Origin of the sequence: Streptomyces sp. NPDC094143 (genome assembly GCF_040303825.1) — a bacterium.
In the GTDB taxonomy this organism is placed as follows: Bacteria; Actinomycetota; Actinomycetes; order Streptomycetales; family Streptomycetaceae; genus Streptomyces.
In genome coordinates this window covers 131,925-152,446 of sequence record NZ_JBEOTZ010000015.1, presented here as the reverse complement: position 1 = coordinate 152,446, position 20,522 = coordinate 131,925, and the positions used below count along the sequence as shown (strand labels likewise).

Annotated in this window: 14 protein-coding genes; 3 read left to right on the top strand and 11 right to left on the bottom strand. The window is 73.2% G+C overall.

The genetic code is table 11. The annotated features are described in order from the left end of the window. Positions 1 to 13: 13 nt before the first annotated feature. The 3 genes from ABTZ58_RS20675 to ABTZ58_RS20665 form a co-directional block, all read right to left on the bottom strand. The gene (locus ABTZ58_RS20675; protein WP_351358450.1) at positions 14 to 694 is read right to left on the bottom strand and encodes an AIM24 family protein; all 681 of its coding nucleotides are present in this window, start codon (positions 692 to 694) and stop codon (positions 14 to 16) included. A gap of 11 nt (positions 695 to 705) precedes the next feature. After that, a complete protein-coding gene (locus tag ABTZ58_RS20670) occupies positions 706 to 2,457 on the bottom strand; it encodes a TerD family protein (protein WP_351358447.1) in 1,752 nt (583 codons plus the stop codon). 142 nt (positions 2,458 to 2,599) lie between these two features. Next, on the bottom strand, positions 2,600 to 3,208 hold the full coding sequence (locus ABTZ58_RS20665) for a M48 metallopeptidase family protein (protein WP_351358444.1): 609 nt from the start codon (positions 3,206 to 3,208) through the stop codon (positions 2,600 to 2,602). A gap of 311 nt (positions 3,209 to 3,519) precedes the next feature. On the opposite strand from ABTZ58_RS20665, the gene ABTZ58_RS20660 reads away from it, so the two are divergent. Further along, the gene (locus ABTZ58_RS20660) at positions 3,520 to 4,734 is read left to right on the top strand and encodes a TOMM precursor leader peptide-binding protein (RefSeq protein WP_351358438.1); all 1,215 of its coding nucleotides are present in this window, start codon (positions 3,520 to 3,522) and stop codon (positions 4,732 to 4,734) included. Further along, complete coding sequence (locus ABTZ58_RS20655) at positions 4,727 to 6,097, top strand: ABC1 kinase family protein (protein WP_351358435.1); 1,371 nt, start codon at positions 4,727 to 4,729, stop codon at positions 6,095 to 6,097. The genes ABTZ58_RS20660 and ABTZ58_RS20655 overlap by 8 nt, the downstream gene beginning before the upstream one ends. Before the next feature lie 417 nt (positions 6,098 to 6,514). Here the strand turns inward: ABTZ58_RS20655 and ABTZ58_RS20650 are convergent, their stop codons facing one another. From ABTZ58_RS20650 to ABTZ58_RS20635, 4 genes are all read right to left on the bottom strand, one after another. After that, complete coding sequence (locus ABTZ58_RS20650) at positions 6,515 to 6,838, bottom strand: putative WhiB-interacting protein (RefSeq protein ID WP_351358432.1); 324 nt, start codon at positions 6,836 to 6,838, stop codon at positions 6,515 to 6,517. Continuing rightward, entirely contained in the window at positions 6,835 to 7,203 is a 369-nt protein-coding gene (locus ABTZ58_RS20645; protein ID WP_351358429.1) for a WhiB family transcriptional regulator, read from the bottom strand. Before ABTZ58_RS20645 ends, ABTZ58_RS20650 begins: the two co-directional genes overlap by 4 nt. A 169-nt stretch (positions 7,204 to 7,372) precedes the next feature. After that, complete coding sequence (locus ABTZ58_RS20640) at positions 7,373 to 7,699, bottom strand: hypothetical protein (RefSeq protein ID WP_309095395.1); 327 nt, start codon at positions 7,697 to 7,699, stop codon at positions 7,373 to 7,375. A gap of 164 nt (positions 7,700 to 7,863) precedes the next feature. Then, positions 7,864 to 10,059 carry an ATP-dependent DNA helicase UvrD2 gene (locus tag ABTZ58_RS20635; RefSeq protein ID WP_351358426.1) on the bottom strand — a complete coding sequence of 732 codons (2,196 nt, stop codon included), beginning with the start codon at positions 10,057 to 10,059 and terminating at the stop codon, positions 7,864 to 7,866. Between the two features lie 183 nt (positions 10,060 to 10,242). On the opposite strand from ABTZ58_RS20635, the gene ABTZ58_RS20630 reads away from it, so the two are divergent. Then, the gene (locus ABTZ58_RS20630) at positions 10,243 to 10,485 is read left to right on the top strand and encodes a mycoredoxin (RefSeq protein ID WP_009293545.1); all 243 of its coding nucleotides are present in this window, start codon (positions 10,243 to 10,245) and stop codon (positions 10,483 to 10,485) included. 120 nt (positions 10,486 to 10,605) lie between these two features. Here ABTZ58_RS20630 and nudC read toward each other — a convergent pair whose 3' ends face one another. The 4 genes from nudC to ABTZ58_RS20610 form a co-directional block, all read right to left on the bottom strand. Beyond that, entirely contained in the window at positions 10,606 to 11,550 is a 945-nt protein-coding gene (gene nudC / locus ABTZ58_RS20625; RefSeq protein WP_351358422.1) for an NAD(+) diphosphatase, read from the bottom strand. Positions 11,551 to 11,705: 155 nt separating this feature from the next. Continuing rightward, entirely contained in the window at positions 11,706 to 13,109 is a 1,404-nt protein-coding gene (locus ABTZ58_RS20620) for a dipeptidase (RefSeq protein WP_351358419.1), read from the bottom strand. A gap of 10 nt (positions 13,110 to 13,119) precedes the next feature. Beyond that, positions 13,120 to 16,722 (bottom strand): ATP-dependent helicase, encoded by a 3,603-nt coding sequence (locus ABTZ58_RS20615; RefSeq protein ID WP_351358416.1) that lies wholly within the window; start codon positions 16,720 to 16,722, stop codon positions 13,120 to 13,122. Positions 16,723 to 16,872: 150 nt separating this feature from the next. Next, positions 16,873 to 20,439, bottom strand: coding sequence for an ATP-dependent helicase (locus ABTZ58_RS20610; protein WP_351358413.1), 3,567 nt, complete (start codon positions 20,437 to 20,439; stop codon positions 16,873 to 16,875). Positions 20,440 to 20,522: the final 83 nt, after the last annotated feature.

Below are 20,522 nucleotides of genomic sequence, written 5' to 3'. Positions count from 1 at the left end.
TTCTGGCTCCCCCTCAGCCCCGGGCCCGGAGGCGGTCGGTGCTGTCCTCGCTGGGCTGGACGACGACGATGCCCTGACCGGAGAAGGCCATCTGGTAGGCCTCGCCGCTGCCGCGGCCGATCAGTGACTGCGCCCGGAAGCTGCGCTTGCCCTTCACCTTGAGGTTCGGGGACCAGGCGACGAGCGCGTCGGGGTCGACGTACGTCTCGTCCTCGCCGCCTCCGCAGTCGACGACGATCGGCTTGCCCCGGGAGGTCAGCGCGACCCAGCCCTGTCCGGAGATCTTGGTGTTCCACAGGCCCTGGCCGGCGAACTTGGCCAGGCCCTTGACCCGCTCCACGCCCCAGGTGAGGTGGGCGTCGAAGGCGAGCAGGTTGGTGGCGTTGACGGAGATGCCGCCGCCGTTGAGGTTGATCACGACGACGTTCGCCCCGTAGTCGGCGAGGTAGAGCAGGCCGTCGCCGGAACACTTCATCAGGGGCGCGCCCTCGCCGGTCAGCCAGTCCTTGGCGATCTGGCGCACGGCCGGCGGGTTGGGCTCGTACTGGACGAACCCTTCGTAGGCGACCATCGACCCCACGCGCGCGAGGAGGTCGTTGCCGGTCTGCATGGCGACCTTCAGCATGTGGTTGCCGTGGTTCTCCATGCGGGCGGTGACGGGCGCGGGGGCGTGGCCCGCGAGCTGCTGTGTCATGACGGGCTCCCTCAGACCTCGTACGGCTGGACGACGATGAAGTTGCCGGGTGCGCCCCGGAACTGGAGGTTGACGCTCTCCCCGGTGTCGCCGGGGTAGGCGTTGCGGCGCATCCGCACCTGGCTGGAGACGACGACCTGGGCGGCGGCCGACCAGGCGACCACGGCGTTGCAGTCGGCGAACGTGGTGGGCGTGACGGGCAGCACCACGGGCGTGCCGTGCGTCTTCACGACGATCGTGCCGGTGCCCTGGAACTGCATGGTGAACAGCGCGCCGCCGGGGATGCCGTGCCCCTCGATGCGGCGGACCTCGTACTGGAGGCCCTCGTCGAACGCGAGCACGTTCTCGGCGGAGACGCAGACGGCGTCGCCCTGGAGCTCGATGGGGTGCAGCATGGTCGAGTTCTCGGCGAGGAACACCTGTCCCTGGCCGGTACAGCGCATCAACTGCATCTCCTGGCCGGTCGCGTTGCCCACGATCCGGCCGGCGAAGCCCGCGCCCTTGTAGCTGAAGTCGACCTTGCCCTGGTAGAGCACCATGCTGCCCTGCCGCGCCAGCACGGGCTGCCCGCCGATGCCGAGGTCGACCCGGACGAGCTTCTTGTTCTGCTGCGTCCAGCGCTGTCCGGTGGGGGTCTCCTTGAACTGCTGGAGCGCGGCGGCCACGCCCGGGCCCTGGACCGCACCGGGCTGCGGGACGCCCTGCGGCGGGACTCCGTGCTGGGGGACGCCGTGCTGGGGGACGCCGTGCTGCGGGGCAGCATAGGGGGCCTGGCCGCCGAACGGCGGCTGCTGGCCGTAGCCGGGGGGCGGGGTGGGCTGGCCGTAACCGGGCGGCGGGGTGGGAGCCTGGGGTGCCTGGGGCTGGCCGTAACCGGGCGGCGGCGGGGCCGTCTGGCCGGGGGCCTGGCCGTACTGCGGCGGCTGGGGCGGCTGCTGGCCCGGCTGGCCGTACGGCGCGGGAGCCGGGGGCGGGATCGGGGAGCCCGCGGGCGGGGTGTTCACGGGCGCGACGATGGTCGGCGCGGTGTGCACCTGGGGCGCGGGCGCCGGGGCCGGAGCCGGTGGAGGGGTGGCGCTGGGCGGAGTGGCACCGGGCGGGGGCGCGAAGCCCTGCGCGGCGGGCGCGGGGGCCGGGGCGGGCGCCGGGGCGGCGGGTGCTGCGAAGGCCGGCGGGGCGAAGCCCGGGGCGGCGCCGCCCTGAGCCTGCTGCGGAGCGGGCGCCGGCGCCTCCTCTTCGGCCACCTCGCCGCCGAAGTTCTTCAGCAACGCGTCCAGACCGCCGTCGAAGCCCTGCCCTACGGCGGCGAACCGCCACACGTCCTTCAGGTAGAAGTCGCCCAGCATCACGGCCCGCTCGGTGGAGAACTCCGAGCCGGTGAAGGAGTAGCGGGCCACCTCCTCGCCGCCCGCGACGATCCGGATGTACCCGGCGCCGATCTGCGACATCTGCCCGGCACCGTCGATCGTCGCCGTGAAGGACAGCTTCTGGATCTGCGGGGGGATCCGGTCGAGCGTGACCCGGAAGGACTCCGTGTCGCCCGCCTGGGCACCCAGGAGCTGGATGGCCTCCTCGGGGGACTTCGGCTGGTTGAAGAAGACGAAGTACCGATCGTCGGAGAGCCGTTCGTCGGCGTCGAGACCGAAGCAGCTGATGTCGAAGCCCAGACCGGGGCCGGAGATCTGCACGCCTACGTACAGATCCGTGCCCGCGGTGAGGTCACTGATCCTGGCCTTGTGGCCGCGTTGGAATTCCCTGGCCATGCGTAACGACCGTCCCCCATCCAGAACGTGAGTGCGTCGCGCCAGGCTAACGGCAAATCCGGACATCGGAAGTCGTCGGTACAGAGCCGGTACAGAACCCCCGCCCAGCCGTATCGGCTGCTCGCTCGCGCAAAGCGGTCACTCACCCCGCGGGGCTCTCCCCGCGGGCCCCGGGCACGTGGGGCAACCGCTCGGCGGCGACCACGCCTTCGAGATAGCCCCGGGCCCGCTCCGTCCTCGGGTAGGCCTCCAGCAGCCGCCAGAAGCCGGGCCCGTGTCCGGGGACGAGCAGATGGGCCAGTTCGTGGAGGAGGACGTAGTCGACGACGTACTCGGGCATGCCCTGCAGGCGGTGCGACAGGCGGATGCTGCCGTCGGACGGGGTGCACGACCCCCAGCGGGTGTTCTGGTTGGTCACCCAGCGCACCGAGGCGGGCCGGGCCCGGCCGTCGAAGTACTGCTCCGAGAGCCGCCGCGCCCGCTCAAACAGCTCGGCGTCCCCGAGGGACCGCTTGCTCTCCTGGGCGGCCAGCTTGTCGAGCATGACGTTCACCCAGCGCTGCTCCTCCGCCGCGGACATGCGGGCGGGGATGAGCACTATGGTGCGATCGCCCTCGCGGTACGCGGAGACCGTCCTGCGTCGGCGGGGACTCCTGCGGACCTCGATCGCGCTCGCCCCCGAGCCGCTCGGCGGCTGGCTCGTCGTGCTGCGCTGTGGCTTTCCGGCGCGGTGCAGTGGGTCGGCGGGCACGCCCCGACGTTACCCGCTGCACACGGGAGAAGTCCCGACTCCCGGGACGGTTCGATGACGCCGCCCTCTCCGGCCGCCGGATTTGTACGACGAATCCCCGCGCCTGTGGACAACTTTCGGCGGCGGGCGACGGGTTTGGGCATGCTGGATCCCGTCGGCGAAGCGGGGGCGGGCCCGCTTCAGGACCGGAACGGCCGCCCGGCACCAGGGTTCGCCGCGAGCGCGGTGTCCTGCGACCGGGCCCGGCTCGACCCACACCCGCACTCCCTTCCGGCACACGGGGACGTTCTATGACATACGGGGGACCTGTCATGCATCCGATGGTGAAACCCGCGCTACGGCGCGGCTGGCGCGACCTCAACACCGTGCAGTTCGGCATGACCCCGGCGCACGCCCTGACGCTCGGGCCGATGGACACGGCGACGGGCAGCTTCCTCGACCTGCTGAACGGCACGCGGGGGATGGAGCTGCTGCGCGAGGAGGGACGCCGGATGGACCTGCCGGACGGCCATGTCGACGGGCTGGTGCGGCGGCTTTCGCGGGCCGGGCTCCTCGACGACGCCCGGGGCGGCGGACCCGCCGCCGACACGCTGCGGAAGAAGAAGGACGCCCTCGACCGGCTCCGGCCCGACCTGGCCTCGCTGTCCCTCACCACCTCGGAGCCGGGCGAGGCGCTCGGACGGCTGGCCGCCCGCCGCTCGCAGCGTGTGCAGGTCAGAGGCGCGGGCCGGGTGGGTGCCCTCCTGGCCTCGCTGCTGGCCGGGGCCGGCGTGGGCGAGGTCGAGGTGCGTGACGGCGGCCGGGTGGAGCCGTGGGACGTCGCCCCGGGCGGGCATCCGGCCCAGGCCGTCGGCGACCGCAGGGACGAGTCGGCCCGCCGGGCCGTACGGCAGGCCGCCCCGGACCGGCCGCCCCGCCGCGCCGAGCTCCCACCGCCCCCGGACGGAGGCGACCCGGGTTTCTCCCTGGTGATCCTCGCCCCGCGGGACGATGTCGCGGTGCACGCGCCCGACCCCTCCTGCGCCGAACCCCTGATGGTCTCCGGGACGCCCCATCTGTACGCCGGTGTCGTGGAGGGGACCGGCGTGGTCGGCCCCCTCGTGCTGCCCGGGGAGACGGGCTGTGCGGGTTGTCTGCACGAGGACCGCACCGACCGGGACCCGACCTGGCCGCGTCTGATCGCTCAGTGGCGCTCGGGCAGACAGCGCCATGTCCGGCCCTGCGACCTGGCGCTGGCCACGACGGTGGCCGGGCTGGCCGCCGCGCACGGGCTAGCCTTCCTGGACGGCCGGGCCCCGTCGAGCACCGGCGCGCGCTGGGAGGTCTCGCTCCCCACGCTCCACTGGCACGCCCGGCCGGTATGGGCCCATTCCGCATGCCCCTGCGGCGCCGCGGAGAGAGGAAATGGGGAGCACCCCTCGGAGGACGAGGCATCACACGAGACAATGGCGGTGCAACGGCCGTCGGCGCAGTGCCGTGAGGCAGCGGCGGAGCGGCCGGCTGGGACTTGGAGGGCGCATGTCTGATCTTCCCCGGAAAGCGGTCACCCGGACCGCCAAACTCGCCGCGCTCCCGCTCGGCATCGCCGGGCGCGCGACGTGGGGATTCGGCAAGCGGATCGTCGGCGAGTCGGCTGAGCTCGTCGGCCGCGAGCTCCAGCAGCGCACCGCCGAGCAGCTGTTCAAGGTGCTCGGCGAGCTCAAGGGCGGCGCCATGAAGTTCGGCCAGGCGCTGTCCGTCTTCGAATCCGCACTGCCCGAGGAGGTGGCCGGCCCCTACCGGGCCGCGCTGACGAAGCTCCAGGAGGCCGCGCCGCCGATGCCCACGCGCACGGTGCACGGGGTGCTGCAGGAGCGGCTCGGCGAGGGCTGGCAGGAGCTGTTCTCGGAGTTCGAGGACAAGCCCTCCGCGGCCGCCTCGATCGGCCAGGTCCACCGGGCGGTGTGGCACGACGGCCGTGAGGTGGCCGTCAAGGTGCAGTACCCCGGCGCGGGCGAGGCGCTGCTGTCCGACCTGAACCAGCTGAGCCGCTTCTCCCGTCTGCTCGGCCCGCTGATCCCCGGCATGGACATCAAGCCGCTGATCGCCGAGCTGAAGGACCGCGTCTCGGAGGAGCTCGACTACGGCCTGGAGGCCCAGGCCCAGCAGGCTCACGCGGAGGAGTTCACGGACGACCCGGACGTCCTCGTGCCGCACGTGGTCCACCAGTCCGAGCAGGTCCTGATCACCGAGTGGATCGACGGCATCCCCCTGTCGGAGGTCATCTCGGACGGCACCCAGGAACAGCGCGACCGCGCCGGCCAGCTCCTGGCCCGCTTCCTGTTCTCCGGCCCCGCCCGCACCGGCCTGCTCCACGCCGATCCGCACCCGGGCAACTTCCGTCTGCTCCCCGGTGGTCCGGACGGAGAGGACGAATGGCGCCTGGGCGTCCTGGACTTCGGCACGGTCGACCGCCTTCCGGGCGGGCTGCCGGCCACCATCGGCGAGTCCCTGCGCATGACCCTCGACGGCGAGGCCGAGGCGGTCTACGAGCTCCTGTGCGCGGAGGGCTTCGTCAAGGAGACCATAGAGCTGGACCCCGACGCCGTCATGGACTACCTCCTGCCGATCATCGAACCGGCCCGGGTCGAGGAGTTCACGTTCACGCGCGGCTGGATGCGCAGCCAGGCGGCCCGCGTCGCCGATCCCCGCTCCCCCGCCTACCAGCTGGGCAAGCGGCTCAATCTGCCCCCGTCGTATCTGCTGATCCACCGGGTGACGCTGAGCACCATCGGCGTGCTGTGCCAGCTGGGTGCCACGGTGCGGCTGCGCGAGGAGCTGGAGGAGTGGCTCCCAGGGTTCGTGCCGGAGGATCCGGCGGACGACGGGGAGGCGGTCGCGGAGGCGTGATCCCGGCCCCGCGTCTCACCACCAGCCGGAGTCCAGACGCCTCCCGACCGACCTGAGGTACTCCCGGGAGCAGGTCGCGCAGGAACAGCGGCCCACGCCGTGCTCGACGGAGAAGGTCCAGGTGGGTGGCGGAGTCGTGCCCCGGGGCGTCGGCCGACGTGCCGCAGCGGGCGCACGCCTGCCGGGGCTCCGCGGCGGACTCGTCGTCACCGCCTCCGGGATGGCTCGTCCGACTGGTCACCCGCCGACGACAGCTCCGTTCCCGGCCGCGTCACCGCCACCACGCATCACCGCGCCGGCGGCCTGCGTCGCCCTCGGCTGCAACGCGCCGCGGGGGCCGGTCCGTTCGGCACGGACCGGCCCCCGCGGGAAAGCACGGCCTCCGCTGTGGGAGGCCATCGCTTCAGGTGCGGTCGGTTACTGCATGACCGCCATGGCGAGCGCCCGGCGGGCGCGCCGCGAGGCGCGCTCCGCCCTGCGCTGCATCCGGCGGGCGGCCACCAGGCGCACGGCCTGGCGATCCCGCTCCGCCTCGTCCAGTCGCTCGCGCATATGCGCACGAGCCATGGCTTCTGGGATGAGTTGCATCTGTCGGGTCCTGTTCTGACGCGAGTCCATCGCGCCGTTCGTGGTGAAGTCTTGGGTCGCGGAGCCTGCGGGCTCGTCGGGGGACGGCTTCATCGGGGCCTGCTTCTGGGGGTCGTGCGTGAGGGGACGGTCGATCGTTCCTGCGGTGTTCATGCTGTGACCGGGTTCTTGCGCGGGCGGCCACGCGGCCGCTTCCGGGCGACGACGACACCCTGGACGAACAGCTCGCCACCCCAGACGCCCCAGGGCTCACGCCGCTCCTTGGCGCCGGCGAGGCAGGCCTCGATCAGCGGGCAGGTGCGGCAGAGGGACTTGGCGTACTCGACGTCCGCGGGCGACTCGGCGAAGAAGACCTCCGGGTCGTAGGAGCGGCACGGGACGGGTACGCCGAGGTTCTCGATGGCGTCGTCGAGCGCGGTGAGCGCGGTGAGCGGGGTCAAGGTGGAGTCCTCCGTGGAGCCGGGCTTGGGGATCGTTTCCGAAGGCGGAACGGACGGTGCGTGCGCTTCGAGTTGCACGGTCGTCTTCCTCGTCTGGTCGTTCCGGCCTGTTGGCCGGGGGCGGCTGGTACCGGGTTCTTCTGTTGTCCCGAGGTCCTTCGGTCCGTCGTCCCTGATCGGGGACAAACAGAAGGGCCGCGGATCCCGGATGGGGTTCCGCGGCCCTGAAGGCGCCGGCCTGATCGAATCAGGCTGGATCACTCCAGGGTTCTGGCCCACGGAAGGCCCACATCAGGTGGTGCTGCGTCGTCTGCTTCCGGAATCCGGCACCGGTCGCCGTAAAGGCATAGGCCTGCGCCTGTGCCGCTACTGCTGCTTCCAGTGCCTTGGTCGGTCGCTCATTGCGCTCACGGACGGGAAGGCCCGCGGGAGCAACGGAGGAGGACGCCGGACGGACGGCACGAATGCCGGACAGACCGGTGCCCAGGTTCGAAACGCCGAGCATGCACGTGGAGACGGCCGAGCGATCGGTCATTTTCACGGTGCTGATGAAGCTGCTGTTGATGCTGATCACTGGGCTCGCCTCCTCTCGGCGTCTCGGGGGACTGGGTGAACCAGTCCTACGGATATGCAAGTACAACACGGAATCAGGGCCTCCGAGAAGGCCGCTGCTCTCGTGCCTAAGAACCTATGGGGATTGCTGGGGCATGCGCAAACTATTTTTTCGACGAGTTCGTTTCAGCCCTGATCTGTGCCCGCCGCGGGGTACTGGCCTGCGCAGATGGCCAGAACGTCGGCTCCGTAGCGGGTGAGCTTGCGCATGCCGACGCCCGGGATGCGCGCCAGCTGGTGTTCGTCGTCGGGGGCGGTCTCGGCGATCGCCATCAGCGTCCGGTCGGTGAACACGCAAAAGGCCGGCTGGCCGCTCTTGCGTGCCTGGTCCGCGCGCCACTCGCGGAGCCGCTCGTAGAGGGCCTCGTTCATGTCGGAGGGGCAGTCGTCACAGCGCATCAGCTTCATCTCGCCCGCGTCGGTCAGCGTGCGGCCGCAGACGCGGCAGCGCGCCGGGATGCGCTGGACCCGTCTCGGGGCGGAGCCCCTGGTTCCGGGGATGCCGCGCTCGATTCCGCCCGCGCCGCCCGCGGCCGCGCGGCCGGCGGTGGCCGTCGAGCCGGGACGCAGACCGTCGAGGAAACGGCTGGGGCGGCGGCTGGGACGGCCACCGGGTGAGCGGGAGAGGGCCCAGGAGAGATGGAGGCGTTCCCGCGCGCGGGTGACGCCGACGTACAGCAGGCGGCGTTCCTCCTCGATCTGCTCGTCGGTCTTCGCGTAGGTGATCGGCATCATTCCCTCGGCCACGCCGACGAGGAACACGACGTCCCACTCCAGGCCCTTGGCCGAGTGCAGGGACGCGAGGGTGACGCCCTGCACGGTGGGGGCGTGCTGGGCGCTCGCCCGCTCGTCGAGTTCGGCGACGAGGTCCGCGAGGGTGGCGCCCGGCTTGGCGGCGGCGAAGTCCTGGGCGAGGTTCACCAGGGCGGCCAGGGACTCCCAGCGCTCCCGCACGGCGCCGGAGCCGGCCGGGGGCTGCGGCGTCCAGCCCTCCCCCGACAGCACGGCCCGCACCTGGGAGGGCAGGTCGACGGCGTCGTCCAGGAGGGAGTCGTTACCGCCGAAGCGGGCCGCGCCGCGCAGGGCGACGCCCGCCTTGCGCACCTCGGGGCGGTCGAAGAACCGCTCGGCGCCGCGCAGCTGGTAGGGCACCCCGGCGTCGGCGAGGGCCTGCTCGTAGGTCTCGGACTGGGCGTTCGTGCGGAACAGGACGGCGATCTCGGCGGCCGGGACGCCCGCGTCCATGAGCTCGCGGATGCGGCGGGCCGCGCCCTCCGCCTCGGCGGGCTCGTCGGTGTACTCGGTGTAGACCGGCTCGGGGCCCGCGGGGCGCTGGGAGACGAGCTCCAGGCGGTGATCGGCGGCGCGGCCCTTCGCCTGGGCGAGCAGGCCGTTGGCGAGGTGGACGACCTGAGGGGTGGAGCGGTAGTCGCGGACCAGCTTGACGACGGTGGCTCCCGGGTGGCGCGTGCGGAAGTCCAGCAGGTGGTCGGGGGTCGCTCCGGTGAACGAGTAGATCGTCTGGCTGGCGTCGCCGACGACGCACAGGTCGTCCCGCTCGCCCAGCCACAGCTCCAGCAGGCGCTGCTGGAGCGGGCTGACGTCCTGGTACTCGTCGACCACGAAGTGCTGGTACTGGGCGCGGACCTGTTCGGCGATGTCGTGCCGGTCCTGGAGGACGGCGACGGTCAGCAGGAGCACGTCCTCGAAGTCGATGACCGAGCGCTCGCGCTTGATGTCCTCGTAGGCGGCGTAGAGCTGGGCGATCTCGGCCGGGTCCCGGGGGGCCTCGCGGCCGGCCTTGGCCGCGGCGGGCGCGTAGTCGGCGGGGACGGTCTGGGTGACCTTGGACCATTCGATCTCGGCGGTGACGTCCCGCAGCTCGCCGCGGTCGAGCCGGACGCGGCAGGCGGCGGCCGCGTCGGCGACGAGCTGGATCTTGCGGTCGACGAGCCGGGGCATGGAGCCGCCGATGGCCTTCGGCCAGAAGTACTGGAGCTGGCGCAGGGCGGCCGAGTGGAACGTGCGCGCCTGGACGCCCCCGGCGCCGAGCTGGCGGAGTCGGCCGCGCATCTCCCCGGCGGCGCGGTTGGTGAAGGTGACGGCGAGCACACTGGACGGCTGGAGGATGCCGGCGCGGACTCCGTAGGCGATGCGGTGGGTGATCGCCCGGGTCTTGCCCGTGCCCGCGCCCGCCAGGACGCACACCGGACCGTGCAGGGCGGTGGCCACTTCGCGCTGCTCGGGGTCGAGCCCGTCGAGCACCGCGTCGGCCGAGTCCGGTACCCGCGGGAACAGGGTGGAGTGCGTTGCTGCTGTCACACAGCCATGCTGCCAGGTCGGGCGAGACGGCTGTGCCGGTTGTCCACAGGCAGGCGCCGATAGTCGTACCAATGCGGCAGGCGTCACGTCCGGCGGGACCGGGGACCCGGGAATGGTGGACGTTTCACATGCGTTCCACCGACTGCGAACCCGTCCCCGAGCCACCGAAGGAGCACGAGAGACATGCCGGGCACTGTGACGATGTACAGCACCACGTGGTGCGGCTACTGCCGCCGGCTGAAGAGCCAGATGGACCGCGAGGGCATCGCGTACAACGAGATCAACATCGAGCAGGACCCGGAGTCCGCCGCGTTCGTGGAGAAGGCGAACGGTGGCAACCAGACGGTGCCCACCGTTCTCTTCCCGGACGGCTCCACCCTCACCAACCCGTCGCTGGCTCAGGTGAAGCAGAAGATCGGCGCCTAGTCGCCGGTTGAGTGTGCGGGAAGGCGGTTCCTGAGCGTGTGTGCTCAGGGGCCGCCTTCTTGTGGTGTACGGGTCGGCCGTACGGCCCGGCTGGGCCGGACGAACCCGCCAGGCGCCTCGTCAGGCGGCGGTGCGGGTCGGGAGGGGCTTGCCGTACCAGAGTTCGATCAGGCGGGCCGCGATCGAGATGCCGTAGGGCGGGAGCACCTCGCCGGACTCGAAGGCGGCGCGCAGTTCGTCGCGGGAGAACCAGCGGGCCTCGTGGATCTCGTCGCCGTCGACGTCGATCTCGGTCGTGGTTGCGCGGGCCAGGAAGCCCAGCATCAGGCTGGACGGGAACGGCCAGGGCTGGCTAGCGACGTACTCGACCTGCCCGACGGTGATGCCGACCTCCTCGTGGACCTCGCGGCGCACCGACTGCTCGATGGACTCGCCGGGCTCGACGAATCCGGCCAGCGTCGAGAAGCGGCCCTCGGGCCAGTGCATCTGGCGGCCGAGCAGGAGACGGTCCTCCTCGTCGGTCACAGCCATGATCACGGCCGGGTCGGTGCGCGGGTAGTGCTCGGCGCCGCAGGCGGGGCAGCGGCGGATGTGGCCGGCCGCGGCGATCACGGTGCGCTCGCCGCAGCGGGAGCAGAAGCGGTGGGTGCGCTGCCAGTTCTCCAGGCCGACCGCGTGCACCATCAGACCCACGTCGCGCGCCGACAGCAGCAGGCCCGCCTCGCGCAGGCCCGCCGGGCGCGCGGACTGGTCCATGCGTCCGGGCAGCGCGTCCTTCTGGAGGGCGAAGTAGCTGACGCCGTCCTCGTCGATGCCGAGGAAGTAGCGGTGCGCCTCGGTGAGGGGGGCCTCGAAGGAGGGAGTCATGACGATCTCGGTGCGCCCGTCCGCCGTCTCGTCGATGAGGACCTGGCCGCCGGAGACCACGAAGCAGCGCGTGGAGGGGTGACTCCACGCCGCCGCGAGCCAGGCCTCGTCGAGCCGGTGGTGCGCGGCCCGGTCGATGCCGCTCGGAGCGGTGAGCGAGATGGGCCGGTCGGCGTTGTGGTCGGTCCAGGTGGTCACGGGTGCTTCCAACTCCCCCGGTGGAACGGTTGGGTTCGGCGGCTGTTCGGCGGGACGTGCGGCGGGAGACGACCGGTTCCGGCGACTTCGTGCGGTACGGGGCGGCCCTTCCAGTGTGCCCCGCGCGCGTGGCCGGTCCGGACGGCGGCCTGCGGTCAGGGTGCGTGACGCCAGTGCTCGGCGAGGTCACCCCACAGGTACGCGGTGGTCTCGACGCCCTTGAGGAGCAGGTCGAGTTCGACTTTCTCGTTCGGTGCGTGCCAGCCGTCGGAGGGGACGGAGATGCCGAGGAAGAGCACCGGGGCGCCGAGGACGTCCTGGAGGTCGGCCGCGGGTCCGGAGCCGCCCTCGCGGGTGAAGCGCACGGGCTTGCCGAAGGCCCGCTCCATGGCGCGGACGACCGACTGCAGCGCCGGGTGGTCCAGCGGCGTCAGGCACGGGCGCGTGGCCCCGCTGAACGTGGTCTCGCAGCGGATCCCGGCGGGCACCTGCTGCTCAACCCAGGCGCGGACCGCCTTCTCGACGTGATCGGGGTCCTGGCCCGCCACCAGCCGGAAGGAGAGCTTCACCATGGCGGAGGCCGGGACGATGGTCTTGCTGCCGGGGCCCTGGTAGCCGCCGCCGATGCCGTTGACCTCGGCGGTCGGACGGGCCCAGACGCGCTCCAGGGTCGTGTAGCCGGCCTCGCCCCGCGTGGCGTGCGACTTGGCCGCGCGCAGCCACTGCCGCTCGTCGAAGGGCAGTTCGGCGAAGAGGGCGCGCTCGCGGTCGGTCAGCTCGACGACGCCGTCGTAGAAGCCGGGGATCGCCACGCGTGCGTGCTCGTCGTGCAGCGCGGCGACCAGGCGGGCGGCGGCCGTCGCCGGGTTGGGCACCGCGCCGCCGAAGGAACCGGAGTGGATGTCCTGGTCGGGGCCGTACAGCCGTATCTCGCACTCGGCGAGGCCGCGCATGCCGGTGCACACCGTGGGGGTGTCCTCCGACCACATGCCGGTGTCGGAGACGATCACTGCGTCGGCGGCGAGCCGCTCGGCGTGCTGCTCGACCAGGGCCCGGAAGTGCGGCGAGCCGGACTCCTCCTCGCCCTCGATCAGCAGCTTGAGGTGCACGGCGGGAGTGGTGCGGCCGGTGGCCGCGAGGTGGGCGCGGAGCCCGAGGGTGTGGAAGAAGACCTGGCCCTTGTCGTCGGCGGCCCCGCGCGCGTAGAGGCGGTTGCCGCGGACCTCGGGCTCGAACGGCTCGCTGTCCCAGCCGTCCTCCCGGGCGGCGGGCTGCACGTCGTGGTGGCCGTAGACCAGCACGGTGGGTGCCTGCGGGTCGTCGCAGGGCCACTCGGCGTAGACGGCGGGCGCGCCCGGGGTCTGCCAGACCTCGGCCGTCGGGAAGCCGGTCTCGGTCAGCTTGGCGGCGAGCCAGTCGGCGCTGCGTCGTACGTCGGGCGCGTGGTCGGGCTGGGCCGACACCGACGGGATGCGCAGCCACTCGGCGAGGTCGTCGAGGAAGGCGGCGCGGTGCTGCTGGATGTACGTACGGACGACGCTGTCCGGGGTCTGGCTCATGGTCACGAGCCTATCGGCCCGCAGCGATGTCCTCGGAGTGCGGTTCCTCACCGAACCGGTCCCCCGACGGCTCCTCCAGCAGCAGCCGCTCGAGGGCCGCCCGGTCGGGCAGCGCCTGCGGGCGCACGACCTCCCCGGTGCGCACGTACAGGAACGCCGCCGTGACCGACTCCGGGGGCACGCCCTGCTGCTCGGCCCAGGCGAGTCGGTAGACGGCGAGCTGGAGCGGGTCGGCGGTGCGGGAGCGGCTGGTCTTCCAGTCGACGATCTCGTACGTCGTCTCGTCGCCGTCGCCCTCCCTGTAGACGGCGTCGATGCGGCCCCGTACGACGCGGCCGGCGAGCGAGAGCTGGAAGGGGGCCTCCACGCGGTAGGGCGTGCGGTGCGCGTACTCGGTGCGTTCGAAGGCGTCCTTGAGGAGCTGGAGGTCCCGTTCGTCGGCGATCTCGGCCTCGCTGCCGGGCAGTTCCTCCGGTTCCAGCAGCGGCAGGGTGAGTTCCTCGAAGCGGGCCTCGACCCAGGCGTGGAAGCGGGTGCCGCGGCGTGCGGCGGGCTGGGGCGGGCGGGGCATGGGGCGGGCCAGCTCCCGTGCGAAGCCGTCCGGGTCGGCGGCCAGGTGCAGCAGCTGGGACGCCGTGAGCGACGCGGGGAGGGGCACTTCGGTGACGCTGTCGCGGGCACGCAGCAGCTCGCCGGTGAGGGCGTCGAGGTCACGGTCCCAGGAGGCGACGGTGCGGGCCTCCTCGGGAGTGAGGCGGCGGCCGCCGGGGGGCGGGCCCTGTGGTGGGGCCGCCTGGTGGGGGACGATGGGGCGGCGGTCCGCGGGCCGGGCGTCACCGGTCGCCGGGGGCTTGCCGGAGGCCTCCTCGGAATCGTGCGAAGGGCGTTCGGCGAACGGATCCGACTCGGCGAACGGGTCCGGTTCGCCGTACGGATCGGGTTCGCCGTACCGATTCGGTTCGGCGTACGGATCGGGTTCGACGTACCGGTCCGGTTCGACGTACGGGTCCGGTTCGTCGAACAGGGGCTCGTCGTCCTCGGGCGGCGGAGGCCACTCCGGGTCGTCGACGGCGTCCGGGTCGTGCACGGCGGCGAGGCGGGCGTCCTCCTGGGCGGCGAGGTCTTCCAGGTGAGCCAGGACGGTCTCGGCGGCGGCGCGGCGCCGGGCCAGGGCCGCCTCGTCCAGGGGCAGGGGCCACATCTGGTCGGCGGTGGCCCGGTGCAGGGCCGGGTTCTCCTCGTCCTCGGCGGGTTCGTCCGCCCAGACCTCGATCTCGCCGTAACCGGCCTCGCAGTGCTGGTAGAGGGCCTGGAGGAACGTGGACGGTCCGCGGCGCTTCTTCTGGGTGGGGCCCCACCAGTGGCCGGAGCCCAGGAGGAGGGACCGGGGGCGGGTGAAGGTGACGTAGCCGAGGCGGAGCTCCTCGGTGTGCTGGTGGTCCTTCATGGCCTCGTGGAAGGCCCTGAGACCCCGGGCGTCCCAGGAGGGCACGTCGGGCAGGGTGTCGGCGTCGCCGCGCAGGTCGTGCGGCAGAACCTTGCCCTGGGAGGTCCACTTCTCGCGGCCCTGGCTGCTGGGGAAGGTGCCGGTGACCAGGCCGGGGACGACCACGACGTCCCACTCCAGGCCCTTGCTCTTGTGGGCGGTGAGCACCTTGACGGTGTTCTCGCCGCCGGGGAGGGCGTTGTCGAGGCCCTTCTCGTACTGGGCTGCGGTGCGCAGGAAGCCGAGGAAGGCGAGCAGGGTGGCCTCGTTGTCGCCGGCGGCGAAGGAGGCGGCGACGTCCAGGAAGTTGGACAGGGTCTCGCGGCGGCGGGCGGCCAGGGCGTGCGGGGACGCCGACAGCTCCACCTCCAGGCCGGTGACGGCGAGGACCCGGTGCAGGACGTCCATCAGCGGGTCGGCCAGGGAGCGGCGCAGTTCGCGCAGTTCCGTGGCGAGCCGGGCGAAGCGCACGCGCGCGTCGGGCGAGAAGGGCAGTCCGTCGTCGTCCCCGTGGCCGTCGAAGGGCGTCTCCAGGAACGTGTCGAGGGCGTCCGCGAGCGAGATCACCTCGGAGGGGTCGATTCCCTCGACGGCCTCGGCGAGGCGCCGGTCCGGGTCGTCGTCCGCCACGCGCGCGTGGGACACGAGCAACCGGGCGCGCCGCCCCAGCAGGGCGAGGTCGCGGGGGCCGATGCGCCAGCGCGGCCCGGTCAGCAGGCGCACCAGGGAGGCGTTGGCGCCGGGGTCCTGGAGGACCTCGCAGACGGCGACGAGGTCGGCGATCTCGGGCAGGTGCAGCAGTCCGGAGAGGCCGACGACCTCGACCGGGATGTCGCGGGCCACCAGGGCGCCCTGGATCTCGGCGAAGTCGGTCGCGGTGCGGCACAGGACGGCGATCTCGCCGGGTGCCGTCCCGGTCCGGACGAGGTGGGCGACGGAGTCGGCCGCCCAGTCGATCTCCTCGGCGTGGGTGCGCAGCAGGGCGCAGCGGACCATGCCGTCGCGTTCGGCACCGGGAGCCGGGCGCAGCGCCTCCACGCCCGCGTGCAGGGCGCGCAGGGGCTCGGCGAGGCCGTTGGCGAGGTCGAGGAGGCGGCCGCCGCTGCGGCGGTTCTCGCTGAGCGCCTGCCGGGTCGCGGGGCGGCCGTCGGCGTGGGCGAAGTGCTCGGGGAAGTCGTCGAGGTTGGCGACGGAGGCGCCGCGCCAGCCGTAGATGGCCTGGCAGGGGTCGCCGACGGCGGTGACGGGGTGGCCGGTGCCCCCGCCGAACAGGCCCGCGAGGAGGACGCGCTGGGCGACCGAGGTGTCCTGGTACTCGTCGAGCAGGACCACGCGGAACTCGTCGCGCAGGAGGCGGCCCACCTCGGGGATCTGCGCGAGGCGGGCCGACAGGGCGATCTGGTCGCCGAAGTCGAGCAGGTCCCGCTCGCGCTTGGCGGCCCGGTAACGGGTCACCAGCTCGGCCAGCTCCCGGCGGGCGGCGGCCGCCTCGGGCACCTTGCGCAGATCGGCGTTGGTGAGCTTGGCGCCGCGCAGCGACAGCAGCAGCTCGGCGTCGTACGCGCGCAGCGCCTCGGGACGTACGAGGTGCTCGGCGAGCTCGGCGTCCAGGGCGAGGAGGTCGCCGACGAGGTCCGGGAAGGAGCGGGTGAGGGCCGGGTAGGGGCCGGGTGACTCACGCAGCACGCGCGCGGCGAGCTGGAAGCGCGTGGCGTCGGCGAGCAGCCGGGACGTGGGCTCCAGGCCGATGCGCAGGCCGTGGTCGGTCAGCAGGCGCCCCGCGAAGGCGTGGTACGTGGAGATCACCGGCTCGCCCGGCGGGTTGTCCGGGTCGATGACGTCCGGGTCGGTGACGCCGGCCTTGATCAGCGCCTTGCGGACGCGCTCGGCGAGTTCGGCGGCGGCCTTGTTCGTGAAGGTGAGGCCGAGTACCTGCTCGGGGGCGACCTGACCGGTGCCGACCAGCCACACCACGCGTGCCGCCATCACCGTCGTCTTGCCCGAGCCGGCTCCGGCCACGATCACCTGAGGAGCGGGCGGCGCGGTGATGCAGGCCGTCTGCTCCGGGGTGAACGGGATGCCGAGCAGCTCTTTGAGCTGTTCGGGGTCGGTGAGTCGGGCTGGCACATCGGAGAGGCTAGCGGCGCGCACTGACACCAGCGGCCCGATCAGCCCTTCGGGACGGTGGAACCGCAGGTCAGCTCAGGTGGTGCGATGGGTCACTCGCCACCGCGGCGGCCCTCTGGAGCTCCGCGGGGGGCACCCTGGGCACCCTGGTCACTCCACCACGTGGCGGCCCTCCTGGCGCGCGCTGCACGAGGAGCGGAACGCGCAGTGGGTGCAGTGCTGCCCGGCCGTCGGCGTGAATCGCTCGTCGAGGACCTTGCCGGCGGCTGTGGCCAGCAGGTCGCCGACCCACTCCCCCTGCAGCGGCTCCTGGGCCTGCACCTTGGGCAGGGCCTCGCCGCCGTCACGCCGGGCGGCGCCCTGGCGCAGGTGGACGAGTTCGGCTCCGCCCGGCTCGGGGCGTGCCCCGTCGAAGACCTCGTCGACAGCGCCCTCACGGACGGCGAGCTGGTAGACGGCGAGCTGCGGGTGACGCTCCACCTCCTTGGAGGTGGGCGCCTGCTTGCCGGTCTTGAAGTCGACCACGTAGGCGCGGCCGTCGCCGTCCGCCTCCACGCGGTCCATCTGGCCGCGGATGCGCACCTCGTAGTCGCCCGCTTCGAGCGTGACGTCGAAGTCGTGCTCGCTGGCGGCCGGGGTGCGCCCGGCGCGGTCCATGACGTGCCACTGGAGGAAGCGTTCGAGCGCCACGCGCGCGTTGTCCTTCTCCTGCTCCGACTTCCAGGGCGCGTCGAAGGCGAGGGCGTTCCACACGGAGTCGAGGCGTTCCATGAGGACGGAGAGGTCGGCCGGGGTGTGCCCGGAGGCGACCTCGTCGGCGAGGACGTGCACCACGTTGCCGAAGCCCTGTGCGGCGGTCGCGGGCGCGTCGGCCTTCACTTCACGGCCCAGGAACCATTGCAGGGCGCAGGTGTTGGCCAGCTGGTCCAGGGCGCTGCCGGAGAGCACGACGGGCTGGTCGCGGTCGCGCAGCGGCACCTTGGACTCGGTCGGCTCGAACATGCCCCACCAGCGGTAGGGGTGGGCGGACGGCACCAGCGGGCGGCCGTCCTCGTCGGCGAGGGCGGCGAGCCGGGCCAGGCGGCGGGCGGCGGCCTCCCGCAGGGCGTCGGAGACGCGCGGGTCGACCGTCGTGGCACGCAGTTCGGCCACGAGGGCGGCCACGGACAGCGGCCGGCGCGGCCGTCCCGTGACGTCCTTGGGTTCGACGCCGAGTTCGGTCAGGAACCGGGAGGGCTGGTCGCCGTCGTCCGCGGGTGCCTTGACGGCGGTGACGACGAGCCGTTCACGCGCACGCGTGGCGGCCACGTAGAACAGGCGGCGTTCCTCGGCGAGCAGCGCGCCGGGGGTGAGGGGTTCGGCGAGACCGTCGCGGCCGATGCGGTCGGCCTCCAGGAGGGAGCCGCGGCGGCGCAGGTCCGGCCACAGGCCCTCCTGGACGCCCGCGACGACCACGAGGTGCCATTCCAGGCCCTTGGAACGGTGGGCGGTCATCAGACGGACGGCGTCGGGACGCACGGCACGCCGCGTGAGGGTGTCGGCGGCGATGTCCTCGGCGTCGATCTCCTCCAGGAAGTTCAGCGCGCCCCGGCCGCCGGTGCGTTCCTCGGCGCGGGCCGCGGTGGCGAACAGGGCGCAGACCGCGTCCAGGTCGCGGTCCGCGTTGCGTCCGGCCGCGCCGCCCCGCCGGGCGGCGCGCTCCAGGCGCCCGGGCCACGGCGTGCCCTCCCACAGGTCCCACAGCGCCTCCTCGGCCGTGCCGCCGCCGGCCAGCCGCTCCCGGGCCTTGCGCAGCAGCGCGCCGAGGCGCTGGGCGCCGCGCGCGTATGTGGGATCGTGCACGGCGAGCCGCTCCGGCTCGGCGAGCGCCTGCGCGAGCAGGACGTCGGAGGGCGGCGGCAGCGGGTTGCCGGCGGCTCGCTCCTCGTCGCGCAGGGCGCGGCCGAGACGGCGCAGGTCGGCGGCGTCCATGCCCGCGAGGGGTGAGGTGAGGAGGGTGAGGGCGGTCTCGGTGTCGAGCCAGCGGGTACCGGGCGCGCCGACAGCGCTGACGCCGGTTTCGGAGGCGGCTTCGGAGGCGGTTTCGGAGGCAGCCTCGGATACGGCTTCGAATGCGGAGGCCGCGTCGGAGGCGGAGCCCGCCTCGGAACCAGAGGCCACCTCGGAGCCAGACGCCGCCTCGGTCTCCCCCTCAGCCGGGTCCGCGCCGTCGCCGGATCCGGATCCGGTGTCCTCCCGCGCCGCCGCAGCCGCGGAAAGTCCCACGGCGTCCACAGCGCCCACGGCGTCCACGTCCTCCACGGCGTCACCCCCGAAGGGCCCCGCCTCCGCCACCGCCACCGCGCGCAGCGCCGTCAACAGCGGTGCCACCGCCGGTTCGTGCCGCAGCGGCACGTCGTCACCGTCGACGTCCACAGGCACGCCCGCCGCCGTCAGGGCACGGCGGACCGTCGGGATGGTGCGGGAGCCGGCGCGCACCAGGACGGCCATCTCGCTCCACGGAACGCCGTCCTCCAGGTGGGCCCTGCGGAGGATGTCGGCGATGTTGTCCAGCTCCGTACCGGACGTCGGGTACGTGTAGGCCTCGACGCGGCCGCCGTCGCGTACCGGGGCGAGTTCGCGATGGGCGCGTACCTTCTCGGCGGGCAGGCGGGTCAACGGCATGCGCTGGGTCAGCAGCCGGGTCGCGGCCAGCAGACCCGCACCGGAACGGCGGGACGTGCGCAGCACCGCGACCGGGGCCGGGCGGCCGTCCGCGCGCGGGAAGGCGTGCGGGAAGTCCAGGATGCCGTTCACGTCCGCCCCGCGGAACGCGTAGATCGACTGGTCGGGGTCGCCGAACGCGACGAGTGTGCGTCCGCCCCCGGCCAGCGCGCGCAGCAGCCGCACCTGGGCGGGATCCGTGTCCTGGTACTCGTCGACGTAGACGGCGTCGTACCGCTCGGCGAGCCACCCGGCGACGTCGGGGCGGTGGGCGAGGAGCACCGCACGGTGGACGAGTTCGGCGTAGTCGATCACGCCCTGCAGGTCGAGCACGTCGAGGTACTCGGCGAGGAAGGCGGCCGCCGCGCGCCAGTCGGGGCGGCCGGTGCGGCGCGCGAACGCGTCCAGGGCGTCCGGCCCGAGGCCCAGTTCGCGGCTGCGGGCGAGGACCGCGCGGACCTCGTCGGCGAAGCCGCGCGTGGTGAGGCAGGCGCGCAGCTCGTCCGGCCAGCGCACGTGCGCGAGCCCGAGCCGCTCCAGGTCCACCTGGCCCGCCAGCAGTTCCCGTACGGCGACGTCCTGCTCGGGTCCGGACAGCAGCCGCAGCGGTTCCACGAAGAGGTCGCTGTCCTGGTGGGCGCGGACGAGGGCGTAGCAGAAGGAGTGGAACGTGGTGGCCTGCGGGGCGCGGGCCGCGCCGCTGCGCAGGGCCATGCGGTCGCGCAGTTCGACGGCGGCCCTGCGGCTGAACGTCAGCACCAGGACGCGCGCGGGGTCGCCGCCCCGGGCGATCCGCTCGGCCACGGACTCGACGAGCGTGGTGGTCTTTCCGGTGCCCGGACCGGCGAGGACGAGCAGCGGGCCGGCCGCGTGGTCAACCACGGAGCGCTGCGAGGCGTCCAAAAGAGGGGGGTCCACCCGGGCAGGGGGGGTACGTACCAGTCGGTAAGCGCCACGGCTCCCCCGCCGTACCCGGGGGTGCGACAGGCCGCTGGTGGAGGAAGAGGAGCTCACGTGGTTCGCCGGTCCTGGTGGATGTGCTGGTGGGCGGGCCACCGCGCGCGAGGCGGGCGGTGACCGCGGGGTGAGGGGGACGC